This window comes from Chlorogloeopsis sp. ULAP02, assembly GCF_038404745.2.
GTDB lineage: Bacteria > Cyanobacteriota > Cyanobacteriia > Cyanobacteriales > Nostocaceae > Chlorogloeopsis.
Genome location: NZ_JAYKTT020000085.1, coordinates 27,884 through 46,011, shown reverse-complemented (window position 1 = coordinate 46,011; position 18,128 = coordinate 27,884). Strand labels below are relative to the sequence as shown.

Annotated in this window: 14 protein-coding genes; 6 read left to right on the top strand and 8 right to left on the bottom strand. The window is 42.1% G+C overall.

The window, feature by feature from the left end; all coding sequences use genetic code 11:
* Positions 1-406 precede the first annotated feature (406 nt).
* The 3 genes from U2718_RS31285 to U2718_RS31275 form a co-directional block, all read right to left on the bottom strand.
* A complete protein-coding gene (locus U2718_RS31285; RefSeq protein ID WP_341996478.1) occupies positions 407-2,644 on the bottom strand; it encodes an AAA family ATPase in 2,238 nt (745 codons plus the stop codon).
* 389 nt (positions 2,645-3,033) lie between these two features.
* Positions 3,034-4,401 carry a DUF3370 domain-containing protein gene (locus U2718_RS31280; RefSeq protein ID WP_341996477.1) on the bottom strand — a complete coding sequence of 456 codons (1,368 nt, stop codon included), beginning with the start codon at positions 4,399-4,401 and terminating at the stop codon, positions 3,034-3,036.
* Between the two features lie 221 nt (positions 4,402-4,622).
* Positions 4,623-5,516: a phosphodiester glycosidase family protein gene (locus U2718_RS31275; protein ID WP_341996476.1), complete on the bottom strand. Its 894-nt coding sequence runs from the start codon at positions 5,514-5,516 to the stop codon at positions 4,623-4,625.
* Positions 5,517-5,650: 134 nt separating this feature from the next.
* Here U2718_RS31275 and U2718_RS31270 point away from each other — a divergent pair, with 134 nt between their 5' ends.
* Entirely contained in the window at positions 5,651-6,496 is an 846-nt protein-coding gene (locus U2718_RS31270) for a GNAT family N-acetyltransferase (protein WP_341996474.1), read from the top strand.
* Positions 6,497-6,546: 50 nt separating this feature from the next.
* Here U2718_RS31270 and U2718_RS31265 read toward each other — a convergent pair whose 3' ends face one another.
* The 5 genes from U2718_RS31265 to U2718_RS31245 form a co-directional block, all read right to left on the bottom strand.
* The gene (locus U2718_RS31265) at positions 6,547-7,314 is read right to left on the bottom strand and encodes a Uma2 family endonuclease (protein ID WP_341996473.1); all 768 of its coding nucleotides are present in this window, start codon (positions 7,312-7,314) and stop codon (positions 6,547-6,549) included.
* A gap of 45 nt (positions 7,315-7,359) precedes the next feature.
* The gene (locus U2718_RS31260) at positions 7,360-7,563 is read right to left on the bottom strand and encodes a hypothetical protein (protein ID WP_341996471.1); all 204 of its coding nucleotides are present in this window, start codon (positions 7,561-7,563) and stop codon (positions 7,360-7,362) included.
* A 103-nt stretch (positions 7,564-7,666) separates the two neighbouring features.
* Positions 7,667-8,638, bottom strand: coding sequence for an ABC transporter substrate-binding protein (locus tag U2718_RS31255; RefSeq protein ID WP_341996470.1), 972 nt, complete (start codon positions 8,636-8,638; stop codon positions 7,667-7,669).
* A 90-nt stretch (positions 8,639-8,728) separates the two neighbouring features.
* A complete protein-coding gene (locus U2718_RS31250) occupies positions 8,729-11,470 on the bottom strand; it encodes a TonB-dependent siderophore receptor (protein WP_341996468.1) in 2,742 nt (913 codons plus the stop codon).
* Between the two features lie 197 nt (positions 11,471-11,667).
* On the bottom strand, positions 11,668-12,648 hold the full coding sequence (locus U2718_RS31245; RefSeq protein WP_341996466.1) for an AraC family transcriptional regulator: 981 nt from the start codon (positions 12,646-12,648) through the stop codon (positions 11,668-11,670).
* Positions 12,649-12,943: 295 nt separating this feature from the next.
* Here U2718_RS31245 and U2718_RS31240 point away from each other — a divergent pair, with 295 nt between their 5' ends.
* The 5 genes from U2718_RS31240 to U2718_RS31220 all read left to right on the top strand — a co-directional run bounded on the left by U2718_RS31240 (position 12,944) and on the right by U2718_RS31220 (position 18,117).
* A complete protein-coding gene (locus tag U2718_RS31240; RefSeq protein WP_341996464.1) occupies positions 12,944-13,909 on the top strand; it encodes a threo-3-hydroxy-L-aspartate ammonia-lyase in 966 nt (321 codons plus the stop codon).
* Positions 13,910-13,998: 89 nt separating this feature from the next.
* Positions 13,999-14,547, top strand: coding sequence for an RNA 2'-phosphotransferase (locus U2718_RS31235; RefSeq protein WP_341996463.1), 549 nt, complete (start codon positions 13,999-14,001; stop codon positions 14,545-14,547).
* Positions 14,548-15,157: 610 nt separating this feature from the next.
* On the top strand, positions 15,158-15,283 hold the full coding sequence (locus U2718_RS31230) for a hypothetical protein (RefSeq protein WP_341996462.1): 126 nt from the start codon (positions 15,158-15,160) through the stop codon (positions 15,281-15,283).
* Positions 15,284-16,036: 753 nt separating this feature from the next.
* Positions 16,037-17,278: a sedoheptulose 7-phosphate cyclase gene (locus tag U2718_RS31225; RefSeq protein WP_341996461.1), complete on the top strand. Its 1,242-nt coding sequence runs from the start codon at positions 16,037-16,039 to the stop codon at positions 17,276-17,278.
* Entirely contained in the window at positions 17,278-18,117 is an 840-nt protein-coding gene (locus U2718_RS31220; protein ID WP_341996460.1) for an O-methyltransferase, read from the top strand. Before U2718_RS31225 ends, U2718_RS31220 begins: the two co-directional genes overlap by 1 nt.
* Positions 18,118-18,128 lie beyond the last annotated feature (11 nt).

The window sequence follows — 18,128 nt, the reverse complement described above, 5'->3', positions numbered from 1 at the left end:
GCAATTCAAGAAGTATCAACTACTGTGTGCTGTCGCCTGCTTTCAAGTATGCTTTGACAGTTGCATCAGATATACACAGGAGTTCTACCGAATTTGGATAGACAAAGTATCATGCATTCAATTCGGCTGTGAGCGTCCTGTACTGACTACGGATAGATTTCCTACCATTTTCAGTAACTAGTTTGATGCGTACCACATACCTTGGAGGTAGTTTGCAGTTTTAAGTCGCTTTTTTCACCTGAAAATAGGGGCTAGGAAAGAAGCAGAAGGGCAGAGGGGCTTCAGGAGCAGAGGAGGAAAATTCTTCTCCTTGTCCCCTTTTCCCCCTGTCACCTGTCCCCTGTCCCCTGTCACCTGTCCCCTGTCACCTGTCCCCTGTCACCTGCCCCCTGTCACCTGTCCCCTGTCACCTGTCCCCTTGTCCTCTTCTGTTACTAGCTTTAACAAAAGCGATCGCGCTTTCCCAAGTAACTGTTTGATTGAGTAAGTGTTGGGTGAATATTTCTTGTACAGCGCGTACTTCCTCTGCTTTCAGATTGCCAGCCAGACGTTCTGCATAACTTGGGCGAGTGGGATTAGAAGCAAATAAGCGATTCAGAAAGGTTGATGTGATATGCATTTGCGTGGAACTTCGCTCTAGAATCACTTCTACTACCAAACTAGCAGACTTAAAAGCCTTGCGTAAATCGTCGGCATCCCAGTTTAGCATTGGGTCTTTTGGCTCGGTGTAAATTGCTTCTTCAGCAGTCACTAACCGCTCGTACAACTGAGCATTTACTTTATTAGGATCGAGCAAACGATAAAACCGTTGCGTGTAAAGCGGCACTGTCTCTGCTAATACAATTAGCCCTGATTTTTTCACTAAATTTGCTAAGATTTTAGCTGTAGCTACTTTATCCGATTCTGCAAATAAACCATTACGCCCGATAATTCGGTCAAATTTTATATCTGGCGCTTGTGTTTCTAAAATTGCTGGTAGCTCAGTTAATGTAGCAGAGACAACAATTGGACGGGTAAGCTCTGGCAGTGCCGCCGCTTGTTCTTGTAAAGCATTGGCATCAGTTGTTGTGCGAGCACAAGCATAAACTCCACCTTCAGGAACGCGACGTACTGCTTCCCAAGTCAGCAAACCACTACCCGCATTGATATCTAAAATCACGTGATGGCGCTGCACATCAGCAGAAGTGAAAATGCGATCGCGCACTGCACCTAACTGTTCTCCCACTTGCGAAAGGGTGCGTTGCAACCATCTTTCCGAGGAGCGATTTATACTTCCATAGGTTAATATTTCTACAGGCGCTAAACCTATACCTTCCACCATCGCTGCCAGTTGAGCTTCTCGCCGCCGCGCTACCTGCGTACCAATCGACTGCTCGTAACCTTGTTCTGATGGTTGGTAAAAAACTTGTCCTTGCAAGCTACCAGGTAAGTATTGCTGCGCTACCCAATGCTCCCGGTAGGCGTGGGGATAAAGATATCCTGCTCCATGTCCAAAACCTTGCTGATCGCGGTTAGCATCCTTGAGGTGGGTAGGAACTTCCGCTTCCTTTTCTTTTTCTACCGCCGCTAAAGCATCAAAAAAGCCCATGACACTGTTTGACTTGGGTGCATTTGCCAAATACAGTGTTGCCTGTGCTAGATGATAACGCCCTTCCGGCATCCCTACACGGTCAAATGCTTCGGCACAAGCATTGATAACTACAACTGCTTGGGGATCGGCTAGCCCCACATCTTCACTAGCTAATATCAATAAGCGACGGAAAATAAAACGCGGATCTTCGCCTGCATAGATCATTTTCGCTAGCCAGTACAAAGCCGCATCTGGATCAGAACCGCGTACACTTTTGATGAAGGCGCTGATAGTATCAAAGTGAGCATCCCCTTCTTTGTCATAGAGAACTGCACGCTGTTGAATTGATTCTTCTGCTACTGCAAGGGTGACGTGAACTACTCCTGAAGTGTCGGGTGGTGTTGTCTCTACTGCCAATTCCAAAGCATTGAGTAATGAACGAGCATCACCATTGGCAACATTAACTAAATGTGCCAGAGCATCCGGTTCAATTTGCACTTGCTTGTTACCGTAACCGCGCTCGGTGTCAGTTAGTGCCTGTTGGGCTATGCCATATAAATCTTCATCGTTGAGTGGCTTGAGTTGGAAAATACGCGATCGGCTGACTAGGGCTTTGTTAACTTCAAAGTAAGGATTCTCTGTTGTCGCTCCAATTAAAATCACCGTTCCATTTTCCACCCACGGCAGGAGCGCATCTTGCTGGGATTTATTGAAACGGTGAACTTCATCAACAAAGAGAATTGTTCTTTGGTTGTGAAACTTACGCCGTTCTTGAGCTTGTTCAATAGCTGCGCGAATTTCTTTAACGCCGGAAAGCACAGCATTGATAGCAATAAAATGAGCGCGGGTAGTGTTGGCAATCACACGGGCTAAGGTAGTCTTGCCTGTACCGGGCGGCCCGTAGAAAATTAACGAGGATAGTTGATCTAAACTGATCGCACGTCTAAGCAAGCGCCCTTGTCCGAGAATGTGATCTTGCCCAACGAATTCATCAAGCGATCGCGGACGCATCCGCGCTGCTAGTGGTGCTTCTGTTTCTGTTACTTGAGTAAGATGTTGGTCGAATAAGTCCATATCATATAGTTTATTCTTGTCGGAAAAAGCTTATCCACGATTTGTGGTGCCGTACTTTCGCACCATAACAAACGCTACATCCATAGGGATTGTTTGTTCTTAAAATTGGTATAAGCGATAACTGTTTCTGTCTTCCCTGTAGCAACTTCTGTCTCGACGTTTCCATGTTTTGCGCAGCTTGTAGCAACTTCTGCCTCGACGTTTGGGTGTTTCGCGCAGCTTGTAGCAACTTCTGTCCTCCCTGTAGCAACTTCTGCCTCGTCGTTTGGGTGTTTCGCGCAGCTTGTAGCAACTTTCGTCCTCCCTGTAGCAACTTCTGCCTTGACGTTTGGGTGTGTCCTCCGGACTGTAAGGGCTGGCGTAGGGTAATAATTTGAGCGCCTTCTGCCCTATCTTTTCTCTAAAGTTTCGACAGTAAGCATTTGAGGAGGAGTAGCATCGGGTGGGTAAAGAAAATCTACTTTTACCAGTCGTCTTTCGCCAGCAGCCATTTTTAATTGGACAAGTGGTTCTCCCATCTGCCCTCGTTGCTGAACTAAATGCCAGTATTTAGTTCTGGGTAAGCCTTTATCGTCATTGTAGCGAATACGTACAGTGCCTCGAAAAAATACTCGTGGTTCTGGTGGTGACAAGAAGCGCAGTCCCGGTTTGCTTAATTCGTCTTCTTTAAGAGGTGTTTGAAACAGCACATTTACTGTCTGGATAGTACCCGTATTGTTAATTAACGGTAAAGAGATATTGTATTCAATGCCGTAGTTGCCGTGAGCTTCGTAAGCAGTGCCGGGATAACGTGCTAAAAGTTTGGCACTTTGGTTTTGTCCGGTACCCATTTTACCTGCAAGCAGGGTACTCAAACCGTAGGAATAAGCTTGTCCCGTTTCAGGAATTGCTAGGTATAGACTATTGGAATCGGTAACTTGCGATCGCCAACGAGAACCAAGGGCTACTGCTGCTACTCGACCGTAGATTTCCGGCCCTGTCAAGTTATCGGGAGGGCTGGGGGCTGGTTCGCGCGGCCCGGCGAAATCTCCATTTTCCAATAGATTCTGCCATTCTTCTAAAGAAGGCGATCGCTCGCTGCCATCTTGATTTTGTTTGGCAAACATGGCAAGATTAGCCATGTATACTGGCCCGTTACTGCTTAAACGCAAAAGAGTAGAGCGCCCGTTTAATGGTGGCGTCAGCGGGCGTACTGGAATGGGATGATTCATCAGCATCCGACTCTGTTTTGGTGGAATTACCAATTGGGCTGCCCATCCTTGCTGGCGTCTTAAGCGCAGCACTTCATTCATGACGCGATCGCCCGGCCCGGCATAAATATTTCCCAAGGTATTATCTAGCATGGGGGGAAGTTTGATAAAAGGCGCATCGGGCTGACTCACATAACTGGCTGCTTGCAATATATTTACAGTGACAGGGCGATCGCTGGGATTATAAACAATTACTCCCAAGTGAAGAGTGCGCAAGTCATCAGGAGTTTCAATTGCTCTGGCAATATGGTGAGAAAATAAATCAAACCGTCCCTGAAATGGAAAGTTGAGGTGAGCGGCTGGCACTTTTTTGCCTTGTGGGGGAAAGGTGGAGAGTAGAATGCCTTCAGTCTTAACCACTTCTGGGTTATTACTATTAAACACGGGTACTGAGTCGAGTTGACCAGGTAAAGGACGTGTTTGTTGAGGACTGAAAATTTCCTGTTGTAGTATTTCGGAAGATGGAGCGGCTTGAGCTAAAGGCAAATAGGGAATAAAGTTGAACATAAATGTAAAAAATTAACAAGTTATTTAAGTAGAAGATACATCATGAACTGCGTACAACAGAACGGATAAAAAGGTTTCTTCCCTTCTGCCACGCCACGTGCTACAACGCGCTTAACCCGACGCCAGGTGCTACAACGGGGGGAACCCCCGCAACGCACTGGCTCCGCAAGGGCGCAGTGGCTCCTCTGCCCCCTGTATAGCTGCCTTCTACTTAGACTCTTTTACAATTCTTGAACGAGTAAAACTGATTTTACAGGTCGTTTAATCGGATTGCCTTTTTGATCTACTTTTCCATAAAAAAACTTACCTTGATAATAAAGAGACGAAGAACTTCCTCCATCTAAATTCATTGCTTTTTCAGCACCTAAACTTTTCATCAAATTAGCCACTGCTGGTAAAGACATCCCTGAGTTACGGGGAGAATCTGACTTTTGGGCAACCATCACCAAAATAATAGTGCGATCGCTCTTAATCCCCACAGCCGTTCTAGCATTGGGTTGGTTGCTACCAATTGCATCTCTTTTGTTGATTGGATCTACAAAGCCTTCTGGCTCTAATGTTAATTGTGGCAGTAACTGGGGGCCAGCACCCAAAGCATCAATTAATTGGCAACCGGGCAGGGATTTTTCACTACGCGGTACAATATCATAGCGAATATTTTGTCCGCACTGATATCGACGGAATTCTGTACGATTAAAAATTTTATCAAGGTAAGGTTTGAGATTAGGATTATTTATGAGGCGCTCATTGTTTCTAGGATTTGCTACCAGTTGCTTTTGCAGTACAACCGTTGATGTAGTTTTTTGATTTACTGGATCGAAAAAACCACCGTTTAAGATAATTGGTGCTTGATATTGTCTTGCAAAGTCTTCTAAGTGAATTAGTTTTGTTGATAATGCAGGAACTATTAAATATTTGCTATTAGGAGGAATTAAGAGAATATGAACAATACTTTGCGATAATGTACGCCGCTTATACCGGATATTTTTAAGTTGTGAAGAAGTTGGGATTGGTACTACCTCACTTCTCAGTTCAAACTGTTGTGATGAATTCCATACAAACAACAGCATGATCAAACTAATTAATTTTCCTCCTAAAAAGTAGATTTTTTTCACTTTCCTAACCTAAAATTCTAAATATTTAGTCTTAATCTGTACTCAATAGTGTGCAATCAATTTTGTATACGCCACCAGGATATCTCAAAAATACATAAAGTCGAGTTAAGAATAATTTTTATAAAAGAGTAAAAATGAAACTCCATCATTTTGAAGATGCAAGCCTATTTTATAATTTAGTAAAGGAATATTTGCTGAATCAAGAAGCATTGCATAACTTGCAATTGGGAATTGCTAACACCTTAATTCACCATCCAGAAGTTTATAAAAGCCAACCCTACTTAGCAACTGTGGAGGCAGGCGGAGATATTGTTGCAGTAGCAATGAGAACTCCACCTCATGTATTGCTGTTGTCGCAAATCAAAGATGGGCGTGCAGTGGAGATGATCGCCCAAGACTTGTATTTATCTTCGCGATCGCTACCGGGAGTTAATGCTCCTACGGCTGAGGCACAAGCGTTTGCAGAAAAATGGCGATCGCTAAGTGGTCAATCGTATAAATTGAAGATGGCAACGCGTGCATTTCAACTAGAAAAAGTAAATTTTGTTTCCACAGCAAAAGGCTACTTACGGCTTGCGAGGGAAAGTGATAGGGAACTGCTCAAAAACTGGTGTGAAGCTTTTTGGTTGGAAATTGGCGAAAGTATTAACTCAAATTCAGAACAATGGGTTGAACGCAGCTTGCGTCAAGGTAATATTTACCTGTGGGAAAATGAAATGAGTGTCTCAATGGCTTGCAGTGGTCAACCTACACCCAACGGTGTGCGGATCGGTTTGGTGTATACTCCTCTACAGTACCGCAGACAAGGGTATGCTAGTGCTTGCGTTGCAACCTTAAGTCAAACACTACTCAACCAAGGGCATAAATACTGCTTTTTGTTCACTGACTTAGCAAATCCGACTTCTAACCACATTTACCAAGCGATCGGTTATCAACCTGTAGGTGATTGGAATAATTACAGCTTTGTGGAAAAAGCGTAAGACTCTCGTTACCCGGTTGAACCTGGTAACAAGAATTAAGAGCCTCTGGCTTATCTTGAATCTAACTCATCAGGATTTACGCCCAACTGACGCAAGCGTTCAGCTAATTGTTCTGCACGTCGTTTTGCTTGCTCAACTTCTTGTCGTGCAGCCAGTACTTCCTCCTCAGGTATAGGAATCAATTCCCCGTCTAAAGTACACCACCGCAACCACCACCGCTCAATGTTACGAAAGGAACCTTGCCATAATCTCAAACTCAAGCCTAATTCTGGCATCAGCAATCTCTCTTCGTTAATAGGCATAGGTTCATAGTGACCGCCGACTAAGTGAAATCCCTGAAGCTCATTTGTATAGCGACTAAAAACTACATAGTAGGGAACCCGGAGAATCTGCTCATACACTTCCCATTTTGTAGGAGGTTGCCCCACTTGACTGTTTGTTTCGCCTAAATCTTCGGCTTCTGTACCAGGAGATAACAATTCAACGACAACAAAGGGATTTACACCTTCTTGCCAAGTTACATAGCTCAAACGTAAATCTGTCCCTGCATATAATTTTGGCACCCCCACTACACCAAACCAATCGGGGCGTTTGTACCGCAAGGGATGGCGAACATCGTAGTAGAGATTGAGATCGGCGGCGCTGTAAACTAGTTCGGGATTCCAATTTACAGGTAAAAAGGTTAAAAACAGCAATAAAGGTTGTAAAAAGTGAAAATCGTCTGGCAAGCCGGGTTCCTCAGGGTTCTCACTTGGTAAATCATACATTGTCGGCAGAGTTTGCTGAGGAGGAAGCGGGGGAATAGATTGGGAAGTCATAGGCGTAAATCAGCATCTCACCCATGATGCTACATTCAATTCAGTTTAAACTGTCACTTCATCATAGTCAGATATGGTTTTTTCCAAATTTCGGAGTGAAGATACACGAAACCCTATTAAACCAATCAAAAACATACACACTGCACAGATTACATATAACATTGCTATTCCTGCACCTGTGCCAAAACCTGCTGCTGTAATTAAGTTGCCCAGAACTAAAGTATTGTTACCTGTACGTGAGAGAATCATTGGTAAATTCGGTTAGTTAATGTTTATATAGCACTCTTAGTGGTAACCGATTTATGCACAGAGTATTTAATTTATTAAGTAAATTTTTATAAAAATAGAAATTTCATGCACTTTCTAGCAGATATTTAGGAAGCTCATCTAATAGTTTATTTACTCCCAAAGGGCCATATACCCACCATAAATATGGATCTACTATATACGTGCGCTTATTTCTGACTGCTTTTAGTGAAGATAAAATACCATTAAAATGAGATGATAACTTTTCTTTGTTGCCTTTTAAACTCACAATAAATAGAATATCGGCATCATATTTATTAATAACTTCTATATTAAATAAGACAAAATCATCAGGATTTATAGGTCTATGTGGCATATCTAAACCAATGTCACTGAAAACCTGAAAGTATATGATGTCGCCTCTTTGCAATTCAAACGTATTACCTCCTAAATATTCAAGAATAGAAACTTTCGATTTATCTAAATTATTATTAACTAATAATTTCTGTAATTCTTTAATTCGCTCTTGATATTGAAGGAGAATTTTTTCTGCTTTTTCTTCCCGACCTACTAGTTGAGCAATGAATCGAAGGTTATCCTTAAAAGAATGTCTGACTCTGTTAAATTCTATAGGTACTGTGGGGGCAATTTGTGATAGTAGTTTGTAATTGTTATTATCAAAGGGATCGTCGAATGACAAAATTAAATCTGGTTTCAGCCTAAGAATTTTCTCTAGAGAAGGTTGACTTCCATTTCCAACTATCTCAATTCCTGCAAGCTCATCAGCAGACAAACCACGGAAATTTACATTTACTTGTTTGGCAAAGGTTACTGTACCCACTGGTTTGATCCCAAGAGCCAATAAGGGATCTACGATCCAGGCGTCCTCTAGTGCAATAATGCGCTGCGGTTTTAAGGGAATACAGGTTTCACCTAATTTGTGTTGAATTACTCGACACTCAGAAGTGGCTAATTGTTTTTTTGAAATCTCAGGTTTTTGAGTAATTGAGCTATGACAAGCTGTAATTAAAAGGAAGGAAAAAGCCATTAAAAGAAATAACTTTTTCAATAGATGCATTGGGTTTCTCATCAGGTTAGTTTTGAGGTAGTTCACAAAATTAAACTGTGTTGTGCCACATTATTCAACCAAAATCAACCACATAACTAGTTAAAACTCCCAACTGATAGAACCAATGATTGTAAAGGGTTCGGTTCTTTGAACATATGTCCTGCTGTAGGCAAATGCGGCAGCGTTTATATCAAAAACATTACGCACGTTAATTGCTGCATTAAAACCATCTCTCCGGTAATAAAGCGCCGCATCGGTACGGAAGTAATCGTCTAATTCAAACGAATTATCCAAATCTCCTTGCCGCGCACCCACATAAAACAGCCCCAAACCAAATCCCAAACCTTTCAAATCGCCCTTCTGAATTTCATAGGTTGTCCAAAGACTGGCTTGATTCTCTGGCACGTTTGCCAATCGATTGCCAACCGGGAAAGTTTCATCTTCAGTAATTTCTGCATTGGTATAGGCATAGGCAGCAGTCACTTTCCACCCAGGCAAAATCTCACCTGTCACATCTAATTCAATTCCTCGGCTGCGTTGCTCCCCGGTTTGAATCGAACGTACAGGGTTAATGGGATCGGATGTGACAACGGTTGTGAGAACCTTTGTCTTGGTGAGTTGGTAGGCTGCTAGCGTTGCCGAAAGCCTGCCGTCTAGAAAATCGGTTTTAACACCAATTTCATATTGAGTTCCCCTCGTCGGATCAAATTTGACATCCGGATTCACATTATCAAATCCAGAGATAGGGTAAAAAGACCTAGTGTAGCTAGCATAGAGAGAAACTTCTTCGCTGGGCTGATACACTAAACCGACACGGGGGCTGAAGGCACCATCATTCTGTGTTGGAAAAACAACTACGTCTCCGCCTATATTGACATCTGCTTCAAAGTCAGTTGAAATCCAATCATAACGACCGCCGATCAGTAATTTTAGATTATCACTGAAAGCGATCTGATCTTGGAGGTATACACCGTAGGATCGCCTCACGAAATCAAAGTCAGAGAATGTACTACGTGTCGAAAATGTGGGCGTTGAGATATTGTAATTTGGATTGCGGATATCTAAAGGAGGTAGAGGTGTATCGGCATTGATGCGATCGCCAACATTACTAAAGCGGTTGAAATCAAAACCTGCTAAGACTTGATGGGAAATCGATCCGGTATTAAACTTCCCAAGCAAGTCGATTTGTCCAAAATAGTTGTTTCTCTGATATTGAGCTCTGGAAACATCGAATCCCTCCAAAAAGCGATCGTCTGTGAGTGTAAAACCCGTAGCTCCATCTTCTGCAAAACTAGTCAGACTGACAGCAACATTATTCCGAATCTGCCAGCGATCGCTAAACTTGTGATTGAGGATGTAGCCAAATTTTTGAGAGGTGGCATCGACCGACTGTAAACTAGGATAGTATGTGGCAAAGTTGCGGGGTGTTAAACTACCATCGCTCAGAAACACAGCAGTAGAAAGACCAGCAGCAGGATCGGCAAAAAGGTGAGTGTACTCATAGTAAAGATCTAAATTTGTCCGATCTCCCAATTTAAAAGTGATTGAGGGTGCGATCGTCGTCAGTCTTGTGTCGGAAAAACCTTGAAAATCACTTGAACCTTGATAGCTGGCAATAAACCGATAAAGTACCTTTTTGTCAGTATCTAAAGGCCCTGATAAATCAATGCTGGGCTGATAAAATCCATAATTTCCTGCCTCAAACCCAAGCCTGTAATAAGGTTCACTCAGGGGTTGTTTTGTGACTGTGTTGACAATCCCACCCGGTTCCCCAGCTCCAAACAAAACTGAGGCTGGGCCTTTGAGAACTTCCACTCGCTCGATTGTCCCAATGGGTGTGAGGGTGTAGAAATCACCATCTGGCAAACCATTTCGGAAATTTACAGTGCCTGAACCCGCCTGGTCAAATCCTCTGATAATTTTGAATGTAATCGGCGCACCACCATAGATTCTAGCACCACTAGCTACACCGCTGACTGTTTCCAACGCCTCAGTTACAGTTCTGACGTTGCGATCTTCTAGCACTTGTTGCGGCACCACCTGAATCGATTGGGGAATATCGCGAATCGGTGTATCTGTCCGCGTTGCTGTACTCGCATTTGGCACGTTATACCCATCTTGCTCTCCCGTTACCACCAACTCAATCGGCTCATCTGGCTGTGCTGCTGTTTCCTCTTGGGTTGGCACCTCACTTGTTGGCTGTTCTTCTGCTGACGGTGTTTGGGGTGGCTGCGTTGCCACTTCCGCAGATGTTACCTCAAAAACCAGCCCGACATTATCATCAAATAATTCAACCGTAGGCAATGCTTTCTCACCTACCACTGTCACTCGCACAGTATTGGCATCAATATTATTAACTACTATCTCAGTAATTCCCGCAATTGGTTTGGAGGAACGGAATATAAAAGCCTCTCCCGACGGTAAACGCAACTGCGCGCCAGGCACATCGGCGATAAAATTGTTACCTACACTGCGATTAGTGACTTGCAGTTGAGTTCCTTGAGTTGTCTCTAAAATCACCTCCACACCTTCGTTGGTGGGATTAGCTTTCACCCCTGTGATTTGTATAATTGCTGGCGCGGGTGTGGTTTGTGGTGTGGGTGACTGTACCAGTAATCGTTGAGCGCTGGTGATAGGAATTTCTAACTCACTCAGTTGGGGAATTTTAAAATCTCTCTGCTGTTGTGGAGTTGGAGAGGTGACATATATGGATTTAGATTTATTTTCCTCATTTCCTGATTTTTCTGCCAATCCAGGTTGAATAGAAACAATACCTAAAAATCCTGATAGGCTAATTACCAGCCCCAAACGAATACCGATATATAACTGCCAACCCTTCATAAAAGCTCCTGAAAATAACTCCCACACTTGAAGCAAAATACAAAAATTCCTCAACCTGCTGAAAAAGCTGGCTCAGAAAAATTTGTTTACCTGGGATTATTGAAAATAGTTCTTATTTATTTGGTAAAACAGAGTATATAAAAGAGCTAGCAATTAAATCTACTCACAAAGGGTATCTCATCTACTCACAAAGGGCATTACGCTATTTTATTACCTGTTAAACACTGCCTGGGTGTGATGCAGAACCGACGCTTAAAGGCAGCAGCAAAGTGTCCTGGGTTAGAATAACCAACTTGATTAGCTACTTCGGTAACGGTAATATTTCCTTGTCGTAGTAACTTTTCTGCATACTCCATGCGTCTATCAGTTAGGTAGCCAAATACTGTTGTGCCAAAAAGTTCCGGAAATCCGCGTTTGAGGGTGCGAGGACTTACCCCTACCATCGTGGCTAATTCTAATACGGATGGGGGATTTTCCAAGCGGGAGAGTAGAATTTCCCTTGCGTGATGAAGTTGGGTGATGGTTTTAGACTTTAGGCGTGGTGGTGGCAACTTTTTATCATCTGCAATCAGTGGAGCTAGCTGTAATGCCAACAATTCCAACACCTTGCCCTGCAAATATACCTGTTTTGTGATGCCAGAAAAGGGACAATTTATAATTTGCTGTGTTACGCCCTGGATTGCTGGAGTCGTTTTCAGATAAAGTAGCTCCTGCCAATCATTATCCCGTGCAAGCATTTTTAACTGAGGAAGTATTTCTCCATCTTCTCCAGAGAAAAAATTTGCCAACATTGAGGGTGGCATTAAAATTTGAACGCCTAAAATATGTTGAAATTTCTCAGTCTCCTCAGTCATTTGAGGTTGAATCCCACCACCAGAAATGAGTGTGTATCCTTCCCCAAACGTTCCGTAGTCGCTTTTCCTTTTTCCTGAAAGTAGAACATTAAAATGTAAGGGATGTTCGGCAACAGGTACTTGACAACGGACATCATCGTGATATTGCCAATTATCAATTGAAAGCCAGAGATTTGGATATACCTCAATCTCTCTGACACAGCCTTTGCCTAATTGTCTAGATATTTGAGAAATAGTTTCAAATTTTTCTAGATTTTGCAAGCTTTGACGTTCAGCTTCTTCATGTAGTTCATCTTGTTCTTTCAGTGTTAAAGTAATGGTCATTGCTTGTGTTACGTCACTTTGGTATCTTAAACAGATGATAAAGTTTTTCAATTAAAAAGGGAATACTTAAGTAAGTTGGCGAGAAAAAACCAAACTATGTGACTAAAAGCAAAATCTCTATATTTGGCTTTTAGTAGCGCTTGAGTGCTACTACAAACTAATTATGATTATTAACACCGACTTACTTGTATGTGATTATGCGATCGCCTAGCGCACCTTCCCATGCAAATACATCCGCCTTGTGGTTTCGGGATAAACTAATGTCTGCAATTTAATTTAGCAACGCCAATTGTCAATGTTAAAGCCTAACTCTGTGACTTTCGCCGACATCAAAGCATCCGCCAAGCGCCTTGCTGGTGTTGCTCACCGTACCCCGGTTCTCACTTCAACAACCGTCAACCAGCGTACCACCAACCAAGTCTTTTTCAAGTGCGAAAATTTTCAACGCACGGGTTCTTTTAAATTTCGCGGCGCATATAATGCACTTTTTCAACTACCAGAAGAACAAAAACAAAAAGGCGTTGTGACTTTTTCATCGGGAAATCATGCCCAAGCGATCGCCCTTTCTGGAAAGTTATTAAATATTCCCACCACCATCGTCATGCCAGATGATGCTCCCGCAGTCAAGCAAGCGGCTACCCGTGATTACGGCGCTGAAGTAATTTTGTACAATCGCCAAAAAACAAACAGGGAAGAATTAGCCCAAACCTTAGCACAGGAAAGGGGCTTAACTATGATTCCCCCTTACGACCATCCTCATATAGTAGCGGGACAGGGTACGGCAGCCAAAGAACTAATTGAAGAAGTCGGTGAACTAGACTTACTGTTAGTGTGTTGCGGGGGTGGTGGGTTACTTTCTGGTAGTGCGATCGCTACCAAAAACCTGTTACCCAATTGTAAAGTGATTGGCGTAGAACCAGAACGTGCCGACGATGCTACTCGTTCCTTTCACAGCAAAACTCTGCACATAGTAAATAATCCAGATACGATCGCTGATGGTGTGCGCACTCCCAGTTTGGGTAAAATTACTTTTCCCTTGGTATTGCAATATGTTGATGATATGGTGACAGTATCGGAGGAAGCAATTATTCGCACCATGTTCTTTTTGTGGGAACGTTTAAAAATAGTTGTGGAACCAACAGGAGCCTTAGCTGTAGCGGCACTACTTGAAGATGTAGTTAAGGCACCAAGTGCGAAAATTGGTGTGATTATTAGTGGTGGGAATGTAGATTTGGTACAAGCCAGTATATTGTTTTCTTAAGATCCGTCTCAAAGTCTTGAACCTTTTGATGACACGATAACGCTGGATAATTTACAACGGGAGGTAGAAAACTGTACTCAAATGTTGGAATGGAAAATTCTCGCCTAGTCAAAATTAGCAAATACCTGAGCAAACACCTGCGTCACCAACCCCATCGCCTTGGTATTAAACTTGCTCCTGGTGGTTGGGTTGCAGTTGATGAATTATTAGCAGCCTGTCAAAAACATCAGTTTTCAATCACTCGCGCAGAACTAAATGAAGTTGTTGCCACCAATGATAAAAAACGCTTTTCTTTTGATTCCACAGGTGCATTAATTCGTGCTAATCAAGGACACAGTGTCGAAGTTGATTTACAACTAGAACCTATTGTTCCTCCTGATGTACTTTATCACGGCACAGGACACAAAGCTGTTGCATCAATTCTACAAACAGGACTTTGCAAAATGTTGCGCCACCACGTCCATTTATCAGCGGATCTCGCTACAGCAAAAATTGTGGGTGCAAGACATGGAATACCTGTGGTGTTTGCCGTAAATGCAGCAGCAATGCATGAGGTAGGTTACACTTTCTACTGTTCTGAGAATGGAGTTTGGTTGGTAGATTGTGTGCCACCGGAGTATTTGCAACAGATTGGGTAGTGGATGAAAAAGAGACTTTTCTACAACACTAGTACAATCTAAAGTTAATGCAACCATAGACAGATGACAAAAGAACTAATGTGTAATTTGTTATGGTTACTCTGGTTATAGAAAATAGTATGGTTAAAATAGTTTTGAGCAATATTGCTTATTGACAAATATTGCAATATATCAATTATTGATGATGTATAAAATACCCTTTACTGATATGAGTTTTTATCAAAAAAATTTAGATGATTTGCAGTAGAAGCTTTTTATTTTTAAGCAATTTTTTGGTATAGTAAACAGTTAGTAACACTCTTTAATAAATTTCTTTTTTTACGGTCACTATTTACTTGACAGAAAGTGACAATGTTCTGCTTTGAAATTTTAAAAGTGTGCATATATAATTGAGTCATCTTAGTTTTCACGACAGGCTTGACTCAGATTTACTAGAATCTCATAGCAATCAGTTGATTGCTACTGTCCGCAAACACTCTTAGTTACTTACTTTTAGCCACATCCATTGTTTTAAGTTTCAAACATAGTTGCTAATCAAGGTTTTCAGTCTACTGAATATTTAGTAGATGGACTAACGACTGTTCTTATCCAGCTTCAAGGTTCAAGAGTAATGTGCAAGCCATTAAATCCCAACTTAAACGTCAATCTCGGTTGTAATCTGAAGTGGAAGCCGGGAGATGGGCAAGAGGAATATTTCTTTACCCCCGAAAATCTTAGAAGTAGAAGCCGACAATAAGTTCTATCAGTAAAATTTTCTCGACGAAAAAAATTTCATTTCTGATATTTCATTCTTATGCTCTGAGAAGACAAGCCATCTATTGGTATTTCTTATGGTGGTTTTATCCTTGGCAGAGTAAATATTAGGGCTTTGTCTTTTATTGATAAAACCTTAGTTGGTGTTGCTAGTGGTTAGATTTGATTACTTCTCCATCTGTCTAAAGAATGAAATTTAAATATGACATTACCTACCAAATATTGCTGAAATTTTTGGTACACATTTGGTAAATTAATGTTATGTTTAGAAATGTAAAATCCAGGATACGCGTTGAGCAATTTAGTTAGTTGCTCTAGGTTTTTGTGATCAATTCCCAATTTCGATAAAACCCTATGTCCGCAATTTTGTCTGGAAAACAGGACTTTCTCATAGAGGAACATTATGAAGTATCCGTGCAATTGAGAAGTGAGATAAGTTTTGAATTTTAGTCAATACTTATGTAATGTAATTACAACTGGGCTGTATAGAACCCAAAGTGCGCTCTAACTAGCAGTGTGGATTGGATACTCAACACGTTAACTTCTCAATAAAAATAGATAGCCCTGGTTACCCTAGCAATGGACTTCTTTGTAATAAAAAAGAAACTGTAGATTGAGGTTGGGAATTGCAAGTAAGTAATTTGTGAAAGTAGAGATATTAGTCTCTGCAAACCCCGATCCATAACTTGGATGGGAATAAATTTTTCGGTTTTCAATTACTAAGGATCAAAAAATCATGAGTATCGTTCAGGCAAAGCTAGAAGCTACTGAATCTGCTTTTCATGTTGAAGGTTACGAGAAGATTGAATATAGCCTCGTTTATGTAGATGGAGTTTTCAATCTCCAAAATTCAGAATTGGCAGAATGTTACAAAAGCTTTGGACGCTGCTTGGCTGTTGTAGATGCCAACGTTTATAAATTCTACAGCAGCAAAATGCAGGAGTATTTTCAGTATCACGGCATTGATCTGACGGTTTTTCCGATTACTATCACCGAACCAAACAAGACTATTCAATCTTTCGAGAAAATTATAGATGCTTTTGCAGAGTTCAGGCTGGTTCGCAAAGAGCCTGTACTTGTGATTGGTGGTGGACTAACTACAGATGTTGCTGGTTTTGCTTGTTCAGCTTACCGTCGCAGTTCCAATTACATTCGCATTCCTACAACTCTCATTGGTTTGATTGATGCCAGTGTGGCTATCAAGGTTGCAGTTAACCACAAGAAGCTCAAAAACCGTTTGGGTGCATATCATGCTTCTAAAAAAGTATTACTTGACTTCTCTTTCCTGCGTACCTTACCCACAGATCAAGTACGTAATGGCATGGCAGAACTAGTAAAAATTGCTGTGGTTGCAAACAAAGAAGTTTTTGAGTTGTTAGAGGAGCATGGCAAAGATTTGCTTGATACCCACTTTGGGCATCTTGACGCAACAGAAGATATCAAGGAAATAGCTCATAAACTTACCTACGAAGCAATCAAAACCATGTTGGAGTTGGAAGTTCCCAACTTGCATGAATTAGAACTTGATCGGGTGATTGCTTACGGTCATACTTGGAGTCCAACCTTAGAACTTGCACCCCGCGTGCCTATTTTCCATGGTCATGCAGTCAATATCGATATGGCTTTATCTGCTACGCTCGCTGCCAAAAGAGATTATATCACAACTCAAGAACGCGATCGCATCCTGGGATTGATGAGCCGTCTAGGACTTGCTCTCGATCATCCCCTCTTAGATGAAGAATTGTTGTGGCGTGCTACCCAATCCATTACTTTAACAAGAGATGGCAAGCAACGTGCTGCAATGCCCAAACCAATTGGTTCTTGCTTCTTTGTCAATGATTTGACTCGTGAAGAGTTAGCCACAGCTTTAGCTGAACACAGACAAATATGTACAACCTATCCCCGTGGTGGTGATGGCATAGATGTATATCCAGTTAACTATCAGCCAGAACCAGAACTTGTGGGGAGTGAAAAATAATGACTAATGTTGTAGAAAAACCCACCGCCAGACCTGTGACACCTGTAGGAATTCTGGCACAGCAGTTAGAAAGCATAATCAAGAAACTCGATCAACTTCCAGACTTGCCTGCTGATGTCAAAGAAAACCTCAATCAGGCATGGCTTTTGGCAGCAGGCTTAGATCCGTACTTAGAAAAATATACCACCGATGAATCACCTGCTCTGGCTGCCTTAGCAAAGAAAACTGCCCATGAAGCCTGGACGCAACGCTTCAGCGAAGGAGCAACAGTACGTCCGCTAGAACAGGAAATGCTCTCTGGACATGTGGAAGGGCAAACCCTAAAAATGTTTCTTCACATGACGAAAGCTAAAAGAGTGCTAGAAATCGGTATGTTTACTGGTTATTCTGCACTAGCGATGGCAGAAGCACTACCAAGCGATGGAGAGTTGGTAGCTTGTGAAGTTGATCCGTATACAGCAGAGTTTGCTCAAGCAGCATTTAGTCAATCTTCCCACGGGAGGAAAATTCGTGTCGAACTGGGTGCAGCACTGGAAACTTTAAATAGATTGGCTGCGGCTGGAGAGACATTTGACTTTGTGTTCATAGACGCTGATAAGCGGGAATACGTGGAGTATTTTCATACCTTGTTGGATAAGAATTTGTTAGCTCCAGAAGGTTTTATCTGCGTAGACAACACCCTTCTGCAAGGACAGGTATATCTTCCTGCAACAGAACATACTCCTAACGGTGCAGCAATTGCCGAATTTAACCGCGTTGTTGCTGCCGACTCTCGTGTCGAACAAGTGCTATTGCCTTTGCGTGATGGCTTAACGATTATTCGGCGCTTAAGAGCCTAGTTCATAAACTT